The organism is Actinomadura geliboluensis, from assembly GCF_005889745.1.
GTDB classification, from domain to species: domain Bacteria; phylum Actinomycetota; class Actinomycetes; order Streptosporangiales; family Streptosporangiaceae; genus Spirillospora; species Spirillospora geliboluensis.
Window position 1 is genome coordinate 1 of the sequence record NZ_VCKZ01000050.1, and the last position, 21,560, is coordinate 21,560.

18 protein-coding genes are annotated in these 21,560 nt (G+C 74.5%); 4 read left to right on the plus strand and 14 right to left on the minus strand.

The genetic code is table 11. The features are described from left to right. Nucleotides 1-30 precede the first annotated feature (30 nt). Nucleotides 31-2,535, plus strand: coding sequence for a DUF4118 domain-containing protein (locus ETD96_RS09995; RefSeq protein WP_138636032.1), 2,505 nt, complete (start codon nt 31-33; stop codon nt 2,533-2,535). Beyond that, on the plus strand, nt 2,532-3,200 hold the full coding sequence (locus ETD96_RS10000) for a response regulator (RefSeq protein WP_138636033.1): 669 nt from the start codon (nt 2,532-2,534) through the stop codon (nt 3,198-3,200). The genes ETD96_RS09995 and ETD96_RS10000 overlap by 4 nt, the downstream gene beginning before the upstream one ends. Here the strand turns inward: ETD96_RS10000 and ETD96_RS10005 are convergent. The 7 genes from ETD96_RS10005 to ETD96_RS10040 form a co-directional block, all read right to left on the minus strand. Continuing rightward, entirely contained in the window at nt 3,197-4,096 is a 900-nt protein-coding gene (locus tag ETD96_RS10005; protein WP_138636034.1) for a potassium-transporting ATPase subunit C, read from the minus strand. The genes ETD96_RS10000 and ETD96_RS10005 overlap by 4 nt on opposite strands. Before the next feature lies 1 nt (nt 4,097). Next, nucleotides 4,098-6,221, minus strand: coding sequence for a potassium-transporting ATPase subunit KdpB (gene kdpB, locus ETD96_RS10010; RefSeq protein WP_138636035.1), 2,124 nt, complete (start codon nt 6,219-6,221; stop codon nt 4,098-4,100). Then, nucleotides 6,218-7,882 carry a potassium-transporting ATPase subunit KdpA gene (kdpA, locus tag ETD96_RS10015; RefSeq protein ID WP_138636036.1) on the minus strand — a complete coding sequence of 555 codons (1,665 nt, stop codon included), beginning with the start codon at nt 7,880-7,882 and terminating at the stop codon, nt 6,218-6,220. The genes kdpB and kdpA overlap by 4 nt, the downstream gene beginning before the upstream one ends. Continuing rightward, nucleotides 7,883-7,972, minus strand: a complete 90-nt coding sequence (locus tag ETD96_RS10020) for a potassium-transporting ATPase subunit F (protein WP_138636037.1) — start codon at nt 7,970-7,972, stop codon at nt 7,883-7,885. Between the two features lie 234 nt (nt 7,973-8,206). After that, entirely contained in the window at nt 8,207-9,403 is a 1,197-nt protein-coding gene (locus tag ETD96_RS10030) for an RNA polymerase sigma factor (protein ID WP_138636039.1), read from the minus strand. Nucleotides 9,404-9,413: 10 nt separating this feature from the next. Continuing rightward, complete coding sequence (locus ETD96_RS10035) at nt 9,414-9,752, minus strand: YciI family protein (RefSeq protein ID WP_138636040.1); 339 nt, start codon at nt 9,750-9,752, stop codon at nt 9,414-9,416. Between the two features lie 13 nt (nt 9,753-9,765). Next, nucleotides 9,766-10,164: a VOC family protein gene (locus ETD96_RS10040; protein WP_138636041.1), complete on the minus strand. Its 399-nt coding sequence runs from the start codon at nt 10,162-10,164 to the stop codon at nt 9,766-9,768. 134 nt (nt 10,165-10,298) lie between these two features. Between ETD96_RS10040 and ETD96_RS10045 the strand changes: the two genes are divergently transcribed. Then, nucleotides 10,299-10,700 carry a YchJ family protein gene (locus ETD96_RS10045; RefSeq protein ID WP_138636042.1) on the plus strand — a complete coding sequence of 134 codons (402 nt, stop codon included), beginning with the start codon at nt 10,299-10,301 and terminating at the stop codon, nt 10,698-10,700. On the opposite strand, the gene ETD96_RS10050 is transcribed toward ETD96_RS10045, so the two are convergent. Genes ETD96_RS10050 through ETD96_RS10060 form a run of 3 tightly spaced genes read right to left on the minus strand, consistent with a single transcriptional unit; the run spans nt 10,697 to nt 13,122 of the window. Then, nucleotides 10,697-11,104, minus strand: a complete 408-nt coding sequence (locus ETD96_RS10050; RefSeq protein ID WP_138636043.1) for a cupin domain-containing protein — start codon at nt 11,102-11,104, stop codon at nt 10,697-10,699. The genes ETD96_RS10045 and ETD96_RS10050 overlap by 4 nt on opposite strands. Further along, nucleotides 11,105-11,926, minus strand: a complete 822-nt coding sequence (locus ETD96_RS10055) for a phosphoenolpyruvate hydrolase family protein (protein WP_138636044.1) — start codon at nt 11,924-11,926, stop codon at nt 11,105-11,107. Then, a complete protein-coding gene (locus tag ETD96_RS10060) occupies nt 11,923-13,122 on the minus strand; it encodes a Tm-1-like ATP-binding domain-containing protein (protein ID WP_138636045.1) in 1,200 nt (399 codons plus the stop codon). The genes ETD96_RS10055 and ETD96_RS10060 overlap by 4 nt, the downstream gene beginning before the upstream one ends. Before the next feature lie 123 nt (nt 13,123-13,245). Here ETD96_RS10060 and ETD96_RS10065 point away from each other — a divergent pair, with 123 nt between their 5' ends. Next, entirely contained in the window at nt 13,246-13,989 is a 744-nt protein-coding gene (locus tag ETD96_RS10065; protein WP_138636046.1) for a GntR family transcriptional regulator, read from the plus strand. Between the two features lies 1 nt (nt 13,990). Here the strand turns inward: ETD96_RS10065 and ETD96_RS10070 are convergent, their stop codons facing one another. From ETD96_RS10070 to ETD96_RS10085, 4 genes are read right to left on the minus strand one after another with little or no spacing between them, the layout of a single operon-like run. Next, nucleotides 13,991-14,686 (minus strand): ABC transporter ATP-binding protein, encoded by a 696-nt coding sequence (locus ETD96_RS10070; RefSeq protein ID WP_138636047.1) that lies wholly within the window; start codon nt 14,684-14,686, stop codon nt 13,991-13,993. Beyond that, nucleotides 14,679-15,596, minus strand: coding sequence for an ABC transporter ATP-binding protein (locus ETD96_RS10075; RefSeq protein ID WP_138636048.1), 918 nt, complete (start codon nt 15,594-15,596; stop codon nt 14,679-14,681). Before ETD96_RS10075 ends, ETD96_RS10070 begins: the two co-directional genes overlap by 8 nt. Further along, nucleotides 15,596-18,160: an FtsX-like permease family protein gene (locus ETD96_RS10080; RefSeq protein WP_138636049.1), complete on the minus strand. Its 2,565-nt coding sequence runs from the start codon at nt 18,158-18,160 to the stop codon at nt 15,596-15,598. The genes ETD96_RS10075 and ETD96_RS10080 overlap by 1 nt, the downstream gene beginning before the upstream one ends. Next, nucleotides 18,157-21,462, minus strand: coding sequence for an ABC transporter permease (locus ETD96_RS10085; RefSeq protein ID WP_138636050.1), 3,306 nt, complete (start codon nt 21,460-21,462; stop codon nt 18,157-18,159). The genes ETD96_RS10080 and ETD96_RS10085 overlap by 4 nt, the downstream gene beginning before the upstream one ends. Between the last annotated feature and the right edge of the window lie 98 nt (nt 21,463-21,560).

Below are 21,560 nucleotides of genomic sequence, written 5' to 3' on the forward strand. Positions count from 1 at the left end.
GGGTGGTCTTCGGCCTGGAAGGATGGGGGCATGGCCAGGGGGCAGCTCCGCGTCTACCTGGGGGCCGCCCCCGGCGTGGGGAAGACGTACGCGATGCTGGCGGAGGCGCGGCGGCGGCTCGACCGCGGCACCGACGTGGTCGTCGGCTACGTCGAGACGCACGACCGTCCGCGCACCGAGGCGCTGCTGGACGGCCTGGAGGTCGTCCCGCGCCGGACGGTGACCTACCGCGGCGCCGCGTTCGCCGAGCTGGACGTCGCCGCGGTGATCGAGCGCGCGCCGGCGGTGGTGCTGGTCGACGAGCTGGCGCACACGAACCCGCCCGGCGCCGGGCACGCCAAGCGCTGGGAGGACGTCGAGCAGATCCGCGACGCCGGGATCGACGTCATCTCGACCGTGAACGTCCAGCACCTGGAGTCGGTCAACGACGTCGTCGAGCAGATCACCGGGGTGGTGCAGCGCGAGACCGTCCCGGACGAGGTGGTCCGCCGCGCCGACCAGGTGGAGCTGGTCGACATGGCGCCGGAGGCGCTGCGGCGGCGGATGGCGCACGGCAACGTGTACCGGCCGGAGAAGGTGGACGCGGCCCTCTCGAACTACTTCCGGGTCGGGAACCTGACGGCGCTGCGGGAGCTGGCGCTGCTGTGGCTGGCCGGCAAGGTGGACGACCAGCTCGACCGGTACCGGGCCGACCACGGCATCGGCGGGACGTGGGAGGCGCGCGAGCGGATCGTGGTCGCGCTGACCGGCGGCCCGGAGGGCGACGCGCTGCTGCGCCGCGCCACCCGCATCGCCGCCCGGTCGAAGGGCGCGGACCTGCTCGCCGTGCACGTCGCGCGCGGCGACGGCCTCGCCGGGGCGCGGCCGGGCGACCTGGCCCGGCAGCGGCAGGCCGTGGAGGGGCTCGGCGGCACCTACCACCAGGTGGTGGGCGACGACGTGCCGGGCGCGCTGCTGGACTTCGCGCGCGGCGCGAACGCGACCCAGCTGGTGCTGGGCGTGTCGCGGCGCGGGCGGTTCGCGCAGCTGCTGCGGCCGGGCGTCGGGGTGACGACGACGGCGCGGTCCGGCTCGATCGACGTGCACATGGTCACGCACGACCAGGCGCGGCGCGGCGTCGCGCGGCGGGGCCGCGCGGAGGGCCTGCCGCCGAGCCGCCGGCTCGGCGGGTTCCTGCTGGCCCTCGCCGGGCTGCCGCTGCTGACGTTCGGGCTGCTGGCGGCCCGCCCGGCGATCTCGCTGCCGTCCGACATCCTGTTCTTCCTCGCGGCGGTGGTCGCGATCGCGCTCGTCGGCGGGATGCGGGCGGCGCTGTTCACGGCCGTCGCCGGGTTCCTGCTGCTCAACTGGTACTTCACCCCGCCCGTCCACCGCTTCACCGTCGCCGCGGAGGAGAACCTGCTGGCGCTGGCGGTGTTCGTGCTGGTCGGGGTCGGGGTGAGCGTCGTGGTGGACCGCGCCGCGCGGCGCTCCCGGGAGGCGGCGCGGCTGGGCGCGGAGGCGGAGGTCCTGTCGACGCTGGCGGGGGACGTCCTGCGCGGCGAGCACGCCCTGGACGCGGTCCTCGGCAGGCTCCGCGAGACGTTCGGGCTCACCTCGGTCACGCTGCTGGAGCGCCCGTCCGGGGACGGGGACTGGCGGATCGTCGCGACCGTCGGGGGCCGCCCGTGCGGGGCGCCCGGCGACGGCGACGCCGAGATCCCGGTGGGGGACGATCTGACGCTGGCGATCCGGGGCCGTCCGATGCCCGCCGGGGACCGCCGCGTCCTGGAGGCGTTCGCGGTGCAGGCGGCGGGGGCGCTGCGGCAGCAGCGGCTGCGGGCCGAGGCGGAGAAGGCCCGCCCGCTGGAGGCCGCCGACCGGATGCGGACCGCGCTGCTCAACGCCGTCAGCCACGATCTGCGCACGCCGCTGGCCTCGGCGAAGGCCGCGGTGGACAGCCTCAGCAGTACCTCGATCGCCTGGACGGAGGAGGAGCGCGCCGAACTGCTCGACACCGCGCAGCTCTCCCTGGAGCGGCTGGACCGGCTCGTCGCGAACCTGCTCGACATGAGCCGCCTGCAGGCGGGCGTGCTCGGCATCGCCGCCCGCCCGCTGGCGCTGGACGAGATCGTGCCGCGCGCCCTCGACGACCTCGGCGGCGGCGATGTGACGGTCACGCTCGCCCCCGACCTCCCCGAGGTGTCGGCCGACCCGGCGCTGCTCGAACGCGTGCTCGTCAACCTGATCGCCAACGCGCTGCGGCACAGCCCGCCCGGCGCGCCCGTCCTCATCACCGCCGGCGCCATCCGGGACCGGGTGGAGCTGCGCATCGCCGACCGCGGCCCCGGCATCCCGGAGGCCGAGCGGGAGCGGGCGTTCCTGCCGTTCCAGCGGCTCGGCGACCGCGACAACCACACCGGCGTGGGGCTCGGGCTCGCGCTGGCGCGCGGGCTGACCGAGGCGATGGGCGGCGCGCTGATCCCCGAGGACACCCCGGGCGGCGGCCTCACGATGATCGTGTCGCTGCCCGCGCACCGGAAGGAGACCGCATGACGCGCGTGCTCGTCGTGGACGACGAACCCCAGCTGCTGCGGGCGCTGCGGATCAACCTGCGCGCCCGCGACTACGAGGTGGACGTCGCCGCCGACGGCACCACCGCGCTGCGCCGCGCCGGCTCGTGGCATCCCGACCTCGTCGTCCTCGACCTGGGGCTGCCCGATCTGGAGGGCATCGAGGTGATCCACGGGCTGCGCGGCTGGACCGAGGTCCCGATCATCGTGCTGTCGGGGCGGGCGGGCAGCCGCGACAAGGTCGAGGCGCTGGAGGCCGGCGCCGACGACTACGTCACCAAGCCGTTCGACATCGAGGAGCTGGTGGCCCGGATCCGCGCGGTGTCGCGCCGGGCGCCGTCCGCCGAGGCGGCGGCCGCGACCGTCGAGGTGGGCGGGCACACGATCGACCTGGCCGCGAAGACGGTGTCGGACGGCGTGCACCTGACGCCGACCGAATGGCGGCTGCTGGACGTCCTGCTCCGCAACCCGGGCAAGCTCGTCGCGCAGCAGCAGCTCCTCACCACGGTGTGGGGCCCGGCGTACAAGAGCGAGACGCATTACCTGCGCCAGTACATGGCCCAGCTGCGGCGCAAGCTGGAGAACGACCCGGCCCATCCCCGGCACCTGCTGACGGAACCGGGGATGGGCTACCGCTACCAGCCCTAACGGGCGGGGTAGGCGTGGTCTAGGGCGAGGTTGAGCTTCAGCACGTTCACGGCCGGCTCGCCCATGAAGCCAAGGGCGCGTCCAGTGGTGTTCTGCTGGACGAGCCGCTCGACCTGCGCGGCCGGGACGCCGCGCGCCTCGGCGACCCGCGTGACCTGGAGGTCGGCGTAGGCCGGGGAGATGTGCGGGTCGAGGCCGCTGCCGCTCGCGGTGACGGCGTCCGGCGGGACGGCGGGGGCAGCCGGCGCGTCGCCCCGGACGGGGACGGTCAGGCCCTTGGCGTAGTCCTCGCCGAAGCGGGCCAGGTCGACCTTGACGCCCTTGTAGGACGCGATGAACGGGGCCTTCACCACGCCCTGCTCCTCGTTCACGCTGACGACGCGGGTCGGGTGCGGGACCGTCCCGTCCGGGGTTCGGTGCCCGAAGACGGCCAGCACCGCGCCGACGCCGCCGGGCGTGCAGTACGGGCGCGCCCCGCTCACCCCGTTGAACTCGCCGACCGCCTTGCTGCGCTCGCAGACCTGGGTGAGGAGGCTCTGCCGCGCGTCGGGGTCGTCGGCGCCGAGCTTCGGGTCGGGCAGGGTGTCGACGACGTCCTCCGGGCCGAGGTTGCTCGCCCCGGACGCGCCGGGGTCGTAGTCCCCGGCGGACGGGCGGCTCTGGAAGTACTGCCGCAGCGGCTCGCCGTCCTTGCCGGTGAAGGACTGGCCGATCAGGGCGCTGCCGGCCGTCCGGCCGTTCGCGGAGACGAGGGAGCCGTCGGCGCGGTCGTTCAGGCCGGGCAGCCGCCCGGCCGCGTAGACGGCCAGCGGGTAGGCGGCGCCGAGCAGCACGGTCAGCGCGAGCAGGGCCCGCACCGCCGCCAGATGCACCCGGAACCAGGCAGGAAACCGCATGTCACGACACCCCCGGAAGGAACTGGACGAACAGGTCGATGATCTTGATGCCGACGAACGGGGCGACGAGCCCGCCGAGCCCGTACACGCGCAGGTTGCGGGACAGCAGCCGGGACGCGCCGCCGGGCCGGTAGGGCACCCCGCGCAGCGCGAGCGGGATCAGCGCGACGATGATCAGCGCGTTGAACACGACCGCGGACAGGATCGCCGACTCCGGGCTGTGCAGCCGCATGACGTTCAGCGCGTCCAGCCCCGGATACAGGCCCGCGAACAGCGCCGGAATGATCGCGAAGTACTTGGCGATGTCGTTGGCGATGGAGAAGGTGGTCAGCGCGCCGCGCGTGATGAGCAGCTGCTTGCCGATCTCGACGATCTCGATGAGCTTGGTCGGGTCGGAGTCGAGGTCGACCATGTTGCCCGCCTCCTTGGCGGCGGACGTGCCGGTGTTCATCGCCACGCCGACGTCGGCCTGCGCGAGGGCGGGCGCGTCGTTGGTGCCGTCCCCGGTCATCGCGACGAGCCGGCCGCCGGCCTGCTCCCGCTTGATCAGGGCGAGCTTGTCCTCGGGGCGGGCCTCGGCGAGGAAGTCGTCCACCCCGGCCTCGTCGGCGATCGCCCTGGCGGTCAGCGGGTTGTCGCCAGTGATCATCACGGTGCGGATGCCCATCCGGCGCATCTCGTCGAACCGCTCCCGCATGCCCTCCTTCACGACGTCCTTCAGGTGGACGACGCCGAGGACGCGGGCCGCCGCGTCCGTCCGCTCCCCCACGACGAGCGGGGTGCCGCCGGACGCGGAGATGCCGTCCACGATCGAGGCCAGGTCGGACGGGACGGCGCCGCCGTTCTCGCGCACCCACTCGGCCACCGCCCCGGCGGCGCCCTTGCGCAGGTGCCGCTCGGGCGCGCCGTCGAGGTCGACGCCGCTCATCCGGGTCTGCGCGCTGAACGGCACCCAGGTGGCGTGGCTCAGCTCGCCGGGCGTGCGTTCGCGCAGGCCGTGGCGCTGCTTGGCGAACACGACGACCGAGCGGCCCTCGGGCGTCTCGTCGGCCAGGCTGGACAGCTGTGCGGCGTCGGCCAGCGCGTCCTCCCCCACCCCGGCGACGGGGACGAAGGCCGCGGCCTGCCGGTTGCCGAGCGTGATCGTCCCGGTCTTGTCGAGCAGCAGCGTGCCGACGTCGCCCGCCGCCTCGACCGCGCGGCCGCTCATCGCGAGGACGTTGCGCTGGACGAGCCGGTCCATGCCGGCGATGCCGATCGCCGACAGCAGCGCCCCGATCGTCGTCGGGATCAGGCAGACCAGCAGCGACACCAGCACGATGCCGGTCACGCCGTGCCCGCCGAGGGCGGGGCCGTCGGGGACGCCCGGATTGACGTCCTCGGCGTAGATCGCCATCGGCTGGAGCGTCGCGACCGCCAGCAGGAACACGATGGTGAGCGCGGCGAGCAGGATGTTGAGCGCGATCTCGTTCGGCGTCTTCTGCCGGCTCGCCCCCTCCACCAGGGCGATCATCCGGTCCACGAACGACCGGCCGGGCTCCTGGGTGATCTCCACGACGATCCGGTCCGACAGCACCCGCGTCCCGCCGGTCACCGCGGACCGGTCGCCGCCGGACTCGCGGATCACCGGCGCGGACTCGCCGGTGATCGCCGACTCGTCCACGCTGGCGATGCCCTCGACGACGTCGCCGTCCCCGGGGATGATCTCCCCGGCCTCGACGACCACCCGGTCACCGCGGCGCAGCTCGGGCGCCGGGACCTTCTCCTCGGTCGTGCCGGCGAGGCGGCGCGCGACCACGTCGGTCTTGGCCTTGCGCAGCGAGTCGGCCTGCGCCTTGCCGCGCCCCTCCGCCACCGCCTCCGCGAGGTTCGCGAAGAGCACGGTCAGCCAGAGCCAGGCGACGATCAGCCAGCCGAACACGCTCGGGTCGAGGACGGCGAGGACGGTCGTCCACACGGCACCGACCTCGACGATGAACATGACGGGGTTGCGCCACAGCGTGCGCGGGTCGAGCTTGCGGAACGCGTCCGGCAGCGACCTGGCCAACTGCGCGGGGTCGAGCAGCCCGCCGGGTCGGCGCTGGGCCGGCCGCACGGGCGCGGGTTCGATGGTCTGCGTCGTCATGAGCCGATCCCTTCGGCGAGCGGGCCGAGCGCGAGCGCGGGCAGGAAGGTCAGCGCGACCAGGACGACGGTGACGCCGACGACCATCCCGACGAACTGCGGGCGGTGGGTCGGCAGCGTCCCGGCCGACTCGGGCACGGCGCCCTGCCGTGCCAGCGACCCGGCCAGCGCGAGGACGAACACGATCGGCAGGAACCGGCCGAACGCCATGCACAGGCCGAGCGCGGTGTCGTAGAAGACGGTGTTCACGGTCAGCCCGGCGAAGGCGGACCCGTTGTTGTTGGACGCCGACGTGAACGCGTACAGCACCTCGCTGAAGCCGTGCGGGCCGCCGTTGAGCATGCCCGCGCGGCCCTCCGGGAGCGCGATGGCGACCGCCGTCCCGGCCAGCACGAGGGCGGGCGTCGTCAGGAAGTACAGGGCCGCGAACGTGATCTCGCGGCGGCCGATCTTCTTGCCGAGGTACTCGGGGGTGCGGCCGACCATGAGCCCGGCGACGAACACGGTGACGACGGCGAGGATCAGCATCCCGTACAGGCCGGAGCCGACGCCGCCGGGCGCGACCTCGCCCAGCATCATGTTGATCATCGTCATCATGCCGCCGAGGCTCGTGTAGGAGTCGTGGAAGGAGTCGACGGCGCCGGTCGAGGTCAGCGTGGTCGCGCCCGCGAACGTCGCGGAGTTCGCGACGCCGAACCGCGTCTCCACGCCCTCCATCGCCGCCCCGGCGGCGGTCGGCACCGTGCCGTGGTGCGCGAGCTGGAAGGCGTTGACGAGCGAGACGCTGATGAGCGCGATCGTGCCCATCACGGCGAGGATCGCGTAGCCCTGCCGGTTCTGCCCGACGAGGCGGCCGAACGTCCGGCACAGCGCGATCGGGATCAGCAGGATGAGGAAGATCTCCAGCCAGTTCGTCCAGGCGGCCGCGTTCTCGAACGGGTGCGCGGAGTTGGCGTTGTAGAAGCCGCCGCCGTTGGTGCCGAGGAGCTTGATGACCTCCTGGCTCGCGACCGGCCCGCCCGGGACCAACTGCCGCGCCCCGGTGATCGTGTCGGCGGCGTGGCCGCCGCTGAAGTTCTGCACCAGCCCGCCCGCGATCAGGAGCACGGCGCCGGCGAAGGCGATGGGCAGCAGGACGCGCAGGCAGGTGCGGGTCAGGTCGACCCAGAAGTTGCCGAGCCGGTCGGTCTTCTTCCGCGCGAACCCGCGGATCAGCGCGACCGCGACGGACATGCCGACGGCGGCCGACACGAAGTTCTGCACCGCGAGGCCCGCCATCTGCACCAGGTGGCCCATCGTCGCCTCACCGGAGTACGACTGCCAGTTGGTGTTGGTGACGAAGCTGACCGCGGTGTTCCACGCCTGGTCCGGCTTGACCGGCCCGAACCCGAGGCTGAGCAGCAGGTGGTTCTGCAGGCGCTGCAGCCCGTACAGGAAGAGGATTCCCGCCACGGAGAAGGCGAGGACGCTGCGGGCGTAGGCGCCCCAGGTCTGCTCGGCGTCCGGGTCGGCGCCCACGAGCCGGTAGGCGGCCCGCTCGGCCCGGCCGTGCTCCGAACGGCTGTAAACGCGGTACATGTAATCGCCGAGCGGCCGGTAGACCACGGCCAAGGCGATTACCAGGGATCCGAGGAAAAGGATCCCCGCGAGGGTCGTGTCCATTCAGAATCGCTCCGGGAACAGCAGTGCCGCGACCAGGAAAAGGATCAGTACCGCCGCGAGCCCGAGCCCGACGGCGTTCTCCGCGGTCACAGCTTCTCCACGCCCTTCACCAGCAGGCCGAGCAGGGCGAACACCGCCACGGTCAGCAGCACGAAGACGACGTCTTGCACGATCGGTGCCCCCATCGAATTCCCGGCGCGCGTTTCGGCCGGACGAATCCGACCATAGGGACGAATTTCCACCCGGCCGCCGTTCGCTACGCGATATTGACACCGCCGGCGCCGATCCTGACGCCGCCCTGACGCCCCCGCCGGCGGCGGGGGTTCAGGACCAGGTGAGGCGGTCGGCGAGCAGGGCCTGCTGAGCGGGATTGGCGGTGAGCGCGAGGGCGCGGCGGTCGGCCGTGTGGGCGTCGCGCTGGCGGCCGACGTCGCGCAGGAGTTCGGCGCGGGTCGCGTGGTACAGGTGGTGGCCGTCCAGCGCCTTGGCGAGCGGGTCAAGCTCGGCCAGCGCGGCCTCGGAGCCCTGGACGTAGCGGAGCGCGATGGCGCGGTGGAGCCGGACCACCGGGGACCGCGTCATGCCCAGCAGCATGTCGTACAGGACGAGGATCTGCGTCCAGTCGGTGTCGTCCCAGGTCGGGGCCTCCGCATGGCACGCGACGATCGCCGCCTGCACCTGGTACGGGCCGGGACGGCGCATCGCGGCGGCCCGTCCGATCAGCCGGGTCGCCTCCTTGACCGCGTCGTGGTCCCATTTCGTCCGGTCCTGGTCGCGCAGCAGGACGAGGTGCCCGGCGGCGTCGAAGCGGGCGGGCGTCCGGGCCTGGTGCAGCCTGATCAGGGCGAGCAGGCCGAGCACCTCCGGCCGGCGCGGCATCAGCCAGGCGAGGCTCTCGGCGAGCCACTGCGCGTCGTCCGCGAGGTCGCGGGCGTGCGGGCGGTCGCCGCCGCTCGTCAGGTACCCCTCGTTGAACAGCAGGTACACGACGGCGAGGACCTGGTCGAGGCGCTCGTCCAGCTCGCCGTCCGGCGGGATCCGGTACGGGATGCGCGCGTCGGTGATCTTGCGCTTGGCGCGGGTGATGCGCTGCGCGACCGTCGTCTCCGGGACGAGAAACGCGGCGGCGATCTGCCCGGTCGTCAGCCCGCACACCGTGCGCAGGGTCAGCGCGACCTGCGCGGGCACCGGCAGCGCGGGGTGGCAGCAGGTGAACACCAGCTTGAGCCGGTCGTCGGGCTCGCCGGGCACCGGCCACTGGAGCCGGGCCAGCTTCTCCCGGTAGTCGGCCTGGCGGCGCAGCAGGTCGATGCCGCGGCGGCGGGCCGTGGTGAGCAGCCACGCGTCCGGGTGCTCGGGGATGCCCTCGGCGGGCCAGCGCTTCAGCGCGGTCTCCAGGGCGTCCTGCATGACGTCCTCGGCGGCGGAGAAGTCGCCGAGGGTCCGGATGAGGGACGCCGTGAGCCGGCCCGCGTGCTCGCGCAGCACGCGGGTCAGCTCGGCGTTCACCCTCTCGGTCACGCGGCGCCCCTCAGGTGAGCGGGCGGACCTCGACGATGGGGCAGGCGGGCCAGGACCGGGCGATGGCGAGGGCCTCGTCCAGATCGGCGACCTCCACCTCGGCGTAGCCGCTGACGACCTCCTTGCCCTCGACGAACGGGCCGTCGGTGAGGATCGGCTCGGGGCCGTCCAGGCGCATGGTGGTGGCGGTGTGCGCGGGCTGCAGGTGCCCGTGGTGGGTGATCTGCGCCGCGTGCCGCGCGAACCACTGGGCGACCTGCTCGTAGGACGCCTGGCGCTCGTCCTCGCTCATCGCGGCGAGCTCCGCGGCGAACTCCTCGGTCTCGATGAACATCAGCACGTACTTCATGTCGGTCTCCCCCTCAGCTCGCGGGCAGCGGCGCGTACAGGTCGATGCCGTTGCCGTCGGGGTCGAGGACGGTCGCGTAGCGCATGCCCCAGAACGCGTCCCACGGCTCCTTGGCTCCGGTGTACCCCGCTTCGGTCAGCTCGGTGTACTTGGCGTCGACGTCCGCCGGGGACCCGGCCTGGAAGGCGAGGAAGGTGCGCGGGCCGCCGGACGGCTTCGTCCAGCCGTCGACGGTCGGCCCGCGGAACTCCTCGGCGTCCAGCATCAGGTGCAGCCCGCCGGGCAGGTCGCAGCCGGCGTGGCCGGGGTAGGCGGCGTCGGTCTTGAACTCGACGCCGAGCCGGCGGTAGAAGGCGATGGCGGCGTCGATGTCGGCCACCACGATGTCGATCGTGTTCATCGTCAGGTCCATGACACGCTCCTTCGGGACGCCCCGGGATCCGGGGCGGTCGGTTGCCGTCACCCCCTAGACGATCGGCGGACGCCCCGATCAGACATCCCCGCGAAGAATCATGGTTCCGCGAGCATGCCTCCTCGCAGGGCAGAATGCGGGCTGTGGCCAAGAAATGTCCGTGCGGTGTCGGCGCCCGGTATCGGGACTGCTGCGGCCGGTTGCACCGGGGTGAGGGTTCGGCGGAGACGGCCGGGGAGCTGATGCGGTCGCGGTTCAGCGCGTTCGCCGTCGAGGACGAGGCGTACCTGCTGCGCACGTGGCACCCGGCGACCCGTCCGGAGCGCGTCGGCTTCGACGGCGGCACCCGCTGGACGGGGCTCGACGTCGTCCGGGAGGAGGACGGCGGCCCGGCGGACGAGAAGGGCGTCGTCGAGTTCCGCGCCCGCTACCTGGCGGACGGGCGGCCCGGCGAGATGCACGAGGTCAGCCGGTTCGTCCGCCGGGACGGCGACTGGGTCTACGTCCGCGGCAAGATCATCGAACCGGGCGGCTAGGCCCGGTTCCACTCCGGGACGGCGCCGGGGTCGTGGCGGCAGAAGTCGGGGGCGCCTTCGAGGGCCTTCTCCTCGCCGCCCGGCGTGTACGTCACGATGAGGCGCAGCGGCCGCCACGTCGTGTTGTACGTGGAGTGCCAGACGCCCTTCGGGATGTGGACGGCGTCGCCCTCGCGGATCGGGAAGGGCTCGCCGTCGTCCACCATCTGCGTCGCCTCGCCGGAGATCACGTAGATGACCTCCTCGGCGCCGGGGTGGTTGTGCCGCGCGTGCCCCTTGCCGGGGTTGACGATCACCTCGCCCAGCGTGCTGCCCGCGCCCTCCACGCTCGACGGGGTGACGAACCACTTGATGGACCCCCAGTCGAACGACATCGTCGCCACGTCGTCGGGACCGACTCGCATTCACAGCTCCAGGTTCTTGAAGGCGGCGACCTGCTCGGTGATGGCCCGCTCGGTCGGCAGGCGCTCGACGGAGGACGCGCCGAAGAAGCCGACGACGCCCTCCGTGTGCGACAGGACGTAGGCGGCGTCCTCGGGTTCGGCGATGGGGCCGCCGTGGCAGAGGACGACGATGTCGGGGCGGACGGCGAACGCGGCGTCCCGCATGGCCTGCACCCGCTCGACCGCCTCGTCCAGCGTCAGCGCGGTGCCCGCGCCGATGCTGCCCTTGGTGGTGAGTCCGACGTGCGGGACGAGGACGTCCGCGCCGGCCTCCGCCATGGCGCGCGCCTGGTCCTCGTCGAAGACGTACGGGGCGGTGACCAGGCCGCGCTCGTGCGCGAGCCGCACCATCTCGACCTCCAGGGCGTACCCCATGCCGGTCTCTTCGAGGTTCTGCCGGAACACGCCGTCGTAGAGGCCCACCGTGGGGAAGTTCTGGACGCCCGCGAACCCCATCGCCTTCAGCTGGTCGAGGAAGACCGGCATCAGCCGGAACGGGTCGGTGCCGCACACCCCGGCCAGGACGGGCGTGCTCTTGACGACCGGCAGCACCTCCGACGCCATCTCCACCACGATCTGGTTGGCGTCCCCGTAGGGCAGCAGCCCGGCCAGCGAGCCGCGCCCGGCCATCCGGTACCGGCCCGAGTTGTAGATGATGATCAGGTCGACGCCGCCGGCCTCCGCGCACTTGGCGGACAGCCCGGTGCCCGCCCCCGCGCCGATGATCGGCTTGCCCTCCGCGGTGGCGTTCCGCAGCCGGAACAGGACCGTGTCGCGGTTCACCGCGCCCCCTCCGTGATCAGCTTGTGCAGCCGGTCGGCCATCGCGCGGCCGAACGCCGGGTCGTTGATGTTCATGTCGAGCCTTTCGGTCTCCACGGCGCCCTCCAGGGCCGCGAAGCACGCCTCGTCCGCCTCCGGATCGTGGAAGGGCATCCCCGGCGCGTCCAGCGCCGACACGCCCTGGAGGGGCAGGAAGAGCACGGTCGGGCCGGTGGCCGCGGCGAGCTTCCCGGCGACCCGCCGCCCGAGTTCGGCCATCTCGTCCCGAGTCGTCCGCATCAGCGTCACGGTCGGGTTGTGGACGTAGAGGTTGCGGTCCTGGAAGCGCTCCGGGACCGTCGCGAGCGGGCCGAAGTTGACCATGTCGAGCGCGCCGGGCGCCACGACCTGCGGGACGCCGGTCTTGCCCGCCGCCGTGAGCCGGTCGGGCCCCGCCGACAGGACGCCGCCGACGAGGTCGTCGGCGAGTTCGGTCGTGGTGAGGTCCAGGACGCCGGCCAGGAGCCCGCTCTCGGCGAGCCCTTCGAGGGCCTGCCCGCCGGCGCCGGTCGCGTGGAAGACGAGCACCTCGTAGCCCAGCTCGTCCAGCCGCTCCCGCGCCGCCTCGACGGCCGGCGTGGTGACGCCGAACATCGACGCCCCGACGAGCGGCCGGTCGTCCATGACCGGGGCGGGCGCCGCGTACGCCTTCGCCATCCCGGCCGCCGCTGCCGCCGCGTTCCCGAGGACGAGCCGCGACACCCGGTTCACGCCCGCGATGTCGACGACGCTGTACATCATCGCCACGTCCTTGGCCCCGACGTAGGGCGCGACGTCCCCGGCCGCCATCGTGGACACGATCAGCTTGGGCACGCCGATGGGCAGGTCGCGGACGGCCCGCGCCGCGATCGACGACCCGCCGCTGCCGCCGACGGCGAGCACGGCGTCGACCCGGTCCAGCTCGGCGAGGACGGCCGCGGCGCCCTCGCCCATCGCGGTGACGGCGGCTCCGCGGTCCCCGGCGTCGCGCAGCACCTGGAGGGACGCTCCCCCGGCCCGCGCGACCTCGTCGGCCGGGACGTCGGCCTCCGTCTGCGGCGGGCCGACCCCCGCGTCCACGAGGACCACGTCGCAGCCGAGCCGGCGCAGCCGGTCGCGCAGCCACGCGTACTCGTCCCCCTTGGTGTCGAGCGTCCCCACCAGAACCACGGTCGCCATGAACGATCACTTCCCGCCCGATCGCCCACCCAACCGGCGCAACGTCCGGGCAACGGATCGGCTGCGATCATTCCGGCAGGAACACCCACAAAACGATCATCCACGTCGTCAGCCGGAGTGACCGTGACCAGACCCGCATACCTCCGCATCGCCGATGACCTGCGCCGGCAGATCGCCGACGGCCGCCTGGTCCCCGGCGACCGGGTCCCCTCCCGGTACAAGCTCGCGGGCGAGCACGGCGTCTCCGACCGGGTGGCGGTCGAGGCGGTCCGGCTGCTGGTGTCCGAGGGCTACGTGGTGTCCCGCTCGGGCAGCGGCACGTACGTGCGGCGGCGCCCGCAGGTGCGGCGCCTCACCAGCGCCTGGTACCGCGCCAACGGCCGGGCGGGCTCCCCGTTCCGGGCGGACATGGAGGCGCAGGGCCACGAGGGGACGTGGCTGTCGGGCTCGGAGACGGACAAGGCGTCGCCGGACGTCGCCGAACGCCTCCGCATCCCGGTGGGAGAGCCGGTGATGGTGACGCGCTACACCTTCTTCGCCGGCGACCAGCCCGTCATGCTGTCCACGTCCTGGGAGCCGCTCGACCTGACCTGGGGCACGCCGGTGATGATGCCGGAGGAGGGGCCGCAGGCCGGGGCGGGCGTGGTCGCGCGGATGCGGGCCATCGGCCGGGACGTGGCGCAGGCCACCGAGGTCGTCACGGCGCGGCCCGTCCTCGCGGACGAGGCCGAGCGGCTCCGCGCGCCGATGGGGTCCGTCGTGATGGTGATCCGGCGCACCTACACCGGGGACCGGCCCGTCGAGACCGCCGACATCGTGGTCCCCGCCGACCGCTACGAGCTCTCCTACACGGTGCCCGTCGAGTGACTCAGCCGGCCGGGACGGTCGCCTCGGTGATCACGCCGTCCTCCAGGCTCAGCACCCGGTCGGCCTCGGAGAGCAGCCCCTGGTCGTGCGTGGCGACCAGGACCGTGACGCCCTCGCTGGCCACCACCGCGCGCAGCAGCGGCATGATCGCGGCGGCCGTCTCGGAGTCGAGCTGGCCGGTCGGCTCGTCGGCCAGCAGCAGCCGCGGGCGGTTGGCGAGGGCCCGCGCGATCGCGACGCGCTGCCGCTGCCCGCCGGACAGCTCGTAGGGGCGCTGGGCGGCGTGGTCCCCGAGCCCGACGAGGGCGAGCAGGACGCGGACGCGCTCGTCGCGCTCCTTCGGGTCCGTCCGGACGAGCCGCAGCGGCACCTCGACGTTCTCGGCGGCCGACAGCACCGGGATCAGCCCGTGCGACTGGAAGACGTAGCCGATGTGGTCGCGGCGCAGCGCCAGCAGGTCGTTCTCGGGGAGGGCGCCGACGTCGCGGCCGTCGACGCGGACGGTGCCGCCGTCCGGGGTGTCGAGGCCGCCGATCAGGTTGAGCAGCGTCGTCTTGCCGGAGCCGGACCGGCCCTTGATCGCGACGAGCTGCCCCGCGTCGACGCTGAACGACGCGCCGCGCAGCGCCGGGACCTCGATCTTGCCGGTGCGGTAGACGCGGGTCAGGTCCTCGACGGCCACCATCGGGTCACTCATGCGGTTCCTCCCGGTCCGGCCAGACGCCGACGTGGTCGCTCTCCAGCGCGAGGCGGACGCGGTCGCGCATGTCGAGGGACTCGGTGAACGCGGCGGGCAGCTGGACGCGCCCGGCGCGGTCGAGCAGGGCGTACTCCTCGGCGGTGCCGCCGCCGCGGCGGACCTCGACGCTGGTGCGGCCGTCGCGGATCCCGACGGTCCGGTCGACGCGCTCGGACACCTGCGCGTCGTGGGTGACGACGACGGTGGTGGTGCCGAGCTCCTCGTTGACCCGGCGCAGCGCGGCGAACACCCCGGCGGCGGTGGCGGTGTCGAGCTCGCCGGTGGGCTCGTCGGCGAGCACGACCTTGGGCTCGTTGGCGACGGCGACGGCGATCGCGATGCGCTGCTGCTGGCCGCCGGACAGCTCGGCGGGGCGCCGGTTCGCGCAGTCGCCGACGTCCAGCATGCCGAGCAGCTCGGCGGCGCGGGTGGCGCGCTCGCGCCGGGACCGCCCGGCGAACCGCATGGGCAGCTCGACGTTCTGCACGGCGGTCAGGTACGGCAGGAGGTTGCGGGACGTCTGCTGCCAGATGAACCCGACCTGCTCGCGGCGGAACCGGAGCCGCTCCTTGGACGCCATCGTGAGCAGGTCGGACCCGGCGACGCGGGCGACGCCCGCGGTCGGCACGTCCAGGCCGGACAGGATGTTCAGCAGCGTCGACTTCCCGGAGCCGGACGCGCCGACGATGGCGACCAGCTCGCCGGGGTCCACCAGCAGGTCGAGGCCCTGGAGCGCGACGACCTCGATGCCGTCCGTCTTGTAGATGCGGACCAGGTTGTCGCAGACGATGTGGGCGCCCTCGCCGTAAACCGGCCCGCGTTCGGCTGCGCGGCGTTCCAGTTCGGCGAGGTCGGGTGCGTCGGTCATCAGTCCCCCGTTCTCAGGACGGTGCCGGGGCGGGCGTCGAAGAGCCGGTCGACGGCGACGGCCGCGGCGGCGGCGAGCAGCAGCGCGCCGACGAGGCCGAGCAGCGCGGCGAGGCCGGGCGTGTGGGCGGTGACGGCGAACCCGCCGGTGTAGGGGCGCAGGTCGACGACCGGCCCGGTGATCTCCGGCAGCAGCAGGCCGAGCACCCAGCCGGCGCCGACGGCGCAGAGCAGCACCGGTGCGATCTCGACGAGCGCGAGGCCGCGGCTCTGCCTCCGGCTGAGGCCGAGGGCGCGCAGGTGGGCGACGGTGCGGCCGCGGGCGCGCGCGCCGACGACGAGGACGAGCAGCACCGCGAGCAGGCCGTACGCGCCGCCGATGAGCGCCCCGTCGCGGAACGTCTCGTGGACGACCGTCACCAGCGGCGTGTCGGTCATGGCCTTCTGCACGTCTCGGCGCATCCGCACGTCCCGGCCGGGGGCGGCGGCGCGCAGGGCCTTCGCGTCCGCGTTCCCGGTGACGAACACCTGGGACGGGAAGCCCGTCTCGCCGGCGATCAGCTTGTACGGGACGACGACGAACGCGGTGCCGGTCCCCTGCCCGGGGAACCGCTCGACCTGCCCGGCCGGCTTGACGTCGATCGAGGTCATCCCGGGGCGGCCGAGCGTCACCGGGCCGTTTCCGAGGGTGCGGGCGGCGAGCGGCGACAGGTAGGCGCCCGTCCCGGACGGCAGGCCGGGGACGCCGGGGGCGAGCTTGCGGTAGGCGTCGAGGTCCACGCCGACCAGTGTCAGCGGCGCCGGGTCGGAGGCGCTGGTGACGCCGGTGATGACCCGGGCCGGGACAGCGCCCGTCACGCCGGGCAGGGCGCGGATGCGGGCCAGCGCCGCCTCGTCCACCGGCCCGGCCTCGATCCGCGCGTCGCCGCCGGTGTCCGACCAGGACGCGCGCACCTGCCCGTCCCGCAGGGCGGTGTCGACGGTGGCGGCGAAGCCGGCGACGGTCGCGGCCAGCAGCAGGACGGCGAGCGGCAGCGCCCCCACGAGGCTCTGCCGGGACGCGCGGGCCACGCCGAGGAACGCGACCGCGCCGCTGCGCCGCCGCAGGAACGGCCCGGCGGCGCGCAGCAGGAACGGGTAGCCGCGCAGGACGAGCACGCCGAGCGCCGCGCCGAGCAGCACCGGGACGGCGGCGACGAGCGGGTCGGTCCCGGCGGACGCGCCGCGCCGCCGCAGCAGCACCACGCCGATCACGGCGAGCGCGACCAGCAGCACGTCCAGGACGAGCCGCCGCGCGGACGGCCGCACGGACACCAGGTCGTCGCGCCGGTCGGCGACGGAGCCGAGGCCGCCGCCCCGCTCCCGCCACACCGAGGCGGCGGAGACGAGCAGCACGGCGGCCACCAGCGCGGCGACCGCGTAGGCGGACACGGGCTGCGGCGGGCCGGCGTCCAGCAGCCGACCCGCGAGGTACCCGAGCAGGGCGGCGGGGACGGCGGCGAGCGCGGTGAGCCCGACGGCGGGGCCGGCGAGCTGCCGCAGCGACGCGCCGCGCGCCCGCATCGTGCCGAGCACCGGCCGGAGCCGGTCGGCGAGCAGCCCGGCCGCCAGCAGCAGCGCCCCGGCGGCGACGGCGGCGAGCCCGCCGAGCGCGAGGCCGAGCACGGACCGGGCGGTGTGCAGGCGTCCGGCGAACTCGTTCAGCCGGTCGTCGAGCGCGGTGATGACGTCGCAGGAGAAGAACGCGGCGCGGCCCCGGACGGCGGACCGGAGCGCGTCGAGGTCGGCGGCCAGGGCGCTCGCGTCGTCCGCGCCGACCGCGCCGACGCGGATCGGGAAGCGCCAGGTGAAGGTGAACTGCGTGGCGCCCCCGCGCGCGAGCCGCGAGTACCCGCCGGCGTCGATCAGCGCGGTGCCCGCGTCGCCCTGGATCCCGTCGCCGCCGAGGCCCTCCTTGACCGGGTGCAGCATGCGGGTGCGGGGCGACCAGAACGGGTCGGCGGCGTTCACCGGTTCGTACAGGCCGGTGATCCGGACGGTGATGCCGCCCAGGGCCATCCGGTCGCCGGTCTTGTAGCCGAGCTGGTCGGCGTACTTCTTGGCGACCATGACCCGGATGTCGCCGCTCGTCTCGGTCGCCGGGTTGATCGCGGGCGTGCCCGCCACGAGGCGGACGCGGCTCAGCGCGCCGAGGTCCCAGCCCAGGTAGAGCAGGCGCGGGGCGTCGAACTTCCCTTCGACGGACATCCGCTCGGCGGTGGCGGACGCCTCCGGCTCGCCCGCGACGGCGCGCAGCGAGGCCGGCAGCATCTGCTGCCAGGTGACGTTGTTGGCCTCCAGCGCGGCCCGGCTCGGCACCGCCGCCCACGCCTCGTTCCCCCGCGCCTTGCCCTGGATCAGGATGTCGGCGTCGGCGCCGGCGGCGGCCGCGGCGGCGCGGTCGTAGCCGGCGGCGGTGCGGGCCGGGACGGCGACCGCGAGCAGCGCCGTCAGCAGCGACAGCACGGCCAGCGCGGTGAGCGGCGCCCACTGCGCCCGCGCCAGCCGCAGGGCGGTGCTCCTCATCGGTCCTCCCCCACGCGCAGGCCGGCGCCGAGGTCGCGGCGGCGCAGCATGCGGATCACCGGTGGCAGCACGAGGCCGAGCACCGCCGCGACCCCGGCGAGCATGGCCAGCAGGATCGGCCACTGCACGACGAGCTCGGCGGGCGGGTACGGCTCCGCGGCCTGCACGCCGAGCACGATGTGCGGGACGACGAGCCGCGCCACGACGAGGCCCAGCACCGTCCCGCCGAGCAGGCCGAGCGCGACCAGGTACGCCTGCTCGATGGCCAGCATCCCGGCGACCTGCCGGGGCGGGACGCCGAGGGCGCGCAGCACCGCGAACTCGCGGGTCCGCTCGCCCGCGGTCACCGCGGCGTTCACCGCGAACGCGATCACCGCGAAGGCCAGCGACGCGCCGAAGCCGAGCACGAGCGCCCCCTGCAGGGCCGCGCCGAGCGGGGCGTCCCGGAGTTCGGCGCGCGTCCGGACGCGGTCGCCGGCGACCTCGCCCCAGGAGGGGTGCTCGGCGAGCGCGGCCGCGGCCTGGGCGGTGCGCCCGCCGCGCACTGCGGCCCACCACTCGCCGGGCTCGATGCTCCCGCTGATGAAGCCGCTCGCGGCGAGCCGGCTCTGGGTGAGCGTCGGCAGGTCCACGAGGACGCCGGGGGCGCCGGCCGGCACGGTCGGCAGCGCGGGGGCGATCCCCGCGACCTTGACCGGCTGGTCGCCGTCCACGGTGCTGAGGGTGATGGTCCCGCCGACGCCGACCTTGGCGCGCGCGGCGGCCTCCTCGGTGACGACGCCCGGCACGGTCGGCAGCAGGTCGGCGTTCCGCGGGTCGTGGGCGGGCGGCGAGGGCGTGCCGAGCACCCCGTGGACCACCGTGCCCGTCTCGGATCCGAGGACCTCGCTCGCCCTCTCGTGCAGGAGCGGCGACATGGGGATCACGAGGCCCACCAGGGCGCCCCGGGCGCCGGTGGCGTGCGGCTTGAGCGGGTCGATCAGGTTGGGCTGCTCGGCGAACACGTCCCAGCGGCTTCCGGCGGGCGCCTCGGCCTTGCCGGTCCCTTCGCCGCGCACGTCCAGCAGCTGGAGGTCGAGGGGGCCGGTGAGGGCGTTGTCGTCGTAGGCGAAGTGGACGCCCCGGACCGACAGGGGGTAGGAGAGGACGCCGTCCGGCCCGGCCATCTGCGCCGTGTCGAGGGCGAGGGTGTGCACGTCGCCGTCCGCGTCGAACGGGGGCAGGTCGAACCGGCGGGCCAGCCCGGCCCCGTCCATGACGGTCACCGCGATCTTGTGGTCCGGGCCCGGCGGCGGCGCGTAGTCCTCGGGCATCGGGGGCACCCGCCCGGCGTGGCTAAGCCGCACGTCGAACAGCAGCCGCTTCGGCCGGCCCGGGACGGTCAGCGCGGGCGCGGGCGGCCTGGCCTTCGCCAGCTCGTCCAGGCGCAGGTCGTCGCGCAGGCCGGGCTGGACGCGCAGCAGCGGGCCGAGCGCCTTCGCGTCGGCGCCGAGCAGGGTCGCCGGGTCGTTGCCGAGGTCGGCGTCCGCGCGCAGCACCGGCACCGTCCCGGTGACGCCGGGCAGCGCCGCGAACCGCCCGCCCTGCCCGAGCGCCGCCGGGCCGCCGGCCTGGGCGGTGCGGGCGAACCGCAGGTCGGCGCCGCTCTGGAAGTCGGCCTGGTCGGTCTGCGACGCGCGCCAGGTCGCCATCGTCGTCACCGACAGCACCCCGACGGCCATCGCCATCACCAGCAGCAGGACCGGGCCCGCGTAGCGGAGCTGGCGGCGCCCGACCTGCCGGGTGCCGAGCACGGGCACCAGCCCGCGCGCCCGGGTCGCGACGCGCTCGGCGACGCGGGACGCCACGGGCACGACGCGCAGCAGCAGCACCCCGCCGGCGAGCAGCGCCAGCGCGGGGCCGGAGACGATGAAGGGGTCGATGCCGGACGCGCCGTCCCCGGTGTCGCCCGCGCCGTCCGCCCCGTACCGGGTGAGCTGCCAGATCGCGAGGCCGGCGACGAGCAGCAGCGCGAGGTCGACGCCGGAGCCGCGCAGGCCGCCGCGCCCCTGCCGGCCGATCCCGGCCTGCGCCTCGACGAACGTGCGGTTGGCGCCGCGCAGCGTCGGGATCGTCAGGACGACCGCGCAGGCCAGCGCGGTCAGCACCGACACGGCCCACAGCGGCGCGAGCGGTCCGGCGTCCAGCCGCAGCCCCGCGGACCGCAGCGCCGGGGCGTGCCCGGCGAGCCGCAGCAGCGGACCGGCGAGCAGCGGGCCGAGCACGGCCCCGGGCAGCACGATCAGCAGCCCCTCGGCGATGCCGAGCCGGGCGAGCTGCCGCATGCCCATGCCGCGGGTGCGCAGCAGCGCCACCTCGCCGCGCCGGTGGTCGGCGAGCAGCCGGGCGACCAGCAGCCACGCGCACCCGGCCAGCAGCACCAGCTGGATCACCGGGATCAGCATCGTGGACCGTGCCACCTGGACGGCGCCGCGCAGCTGCGAGGTCAGCTCGGGGAGCTCGGTGACGACGGTGAACTGCTCGCCCCCGCCGATGTCCTCGAAGGTGCCGGCGGCGCGCGTCACCCGGTCGCCGAGCGGGCCGAGGTCCCCGGCGGCGACGCCGCGCAGGTCGGGCATGACGGTGAAGCGGGCGTCGGCCCCGGTGCCGGTGAAGCGCTCCGCGAACACCTCGGGCGGCACGACGAACGGCCCGTACGTCGTGTAGTCGAGGCGTTCGGCGCCGGTCGTGACGAGCCGGTCGCCCTGCCAGAAGTAGTGCTGCGGGTCGGGGACGTCGAACAGCCCGACCAGCCGGACCCGCACGACGGACTTCTTGTCGACGCGGCCGTGCAGGGTGAGGACGTCGTTCACGCGGGCGCCGATCTCGCGGGCGGCGGCGCCGGGCAGCACCGCCTCGACCTCACCGGACGTCGCGGCGGCGGGCCAGCGGCCCGCGGTGAGCCGCGCGTGCTTCTCGATGCCGGTGTAGGTCCCGAACGCGGTCAGCTCGGGGTGGTCGCTCTTCTCCTGCCCGGGCAGCGTGTAGGAGTCGCTGCGCACGCTCATCGAGACGGTGAGCGGCACGTCCCGGTAGATCTGCTTGAGCCCTCGGGAGACCTCGTCCTGCACGGTGGGGAGGCCGTTCGCGGGGACATGGGTGCCGAGCGTCGCCCCCACCGTGGCGAAGGTGGCGTCGGCGAGCGTGCGCCGCAGCCCCTCGCGGGTCACCGACCCGGTGTATCCGACCAGCGCGGCGAGCACGGTCGTGGCGAACAGGGCCGTCGCGCACGCGGCCAGGACCAGCATGCGATCGCCGGCCATCCGCCTGAGTACCAGCCCCCGTCGCCCCACAGCCGCTCATGATCAAGTGTTTGTGGCACGGACCACAAGGGGCCGCAACCTTTCCGTGACTTTCCGCA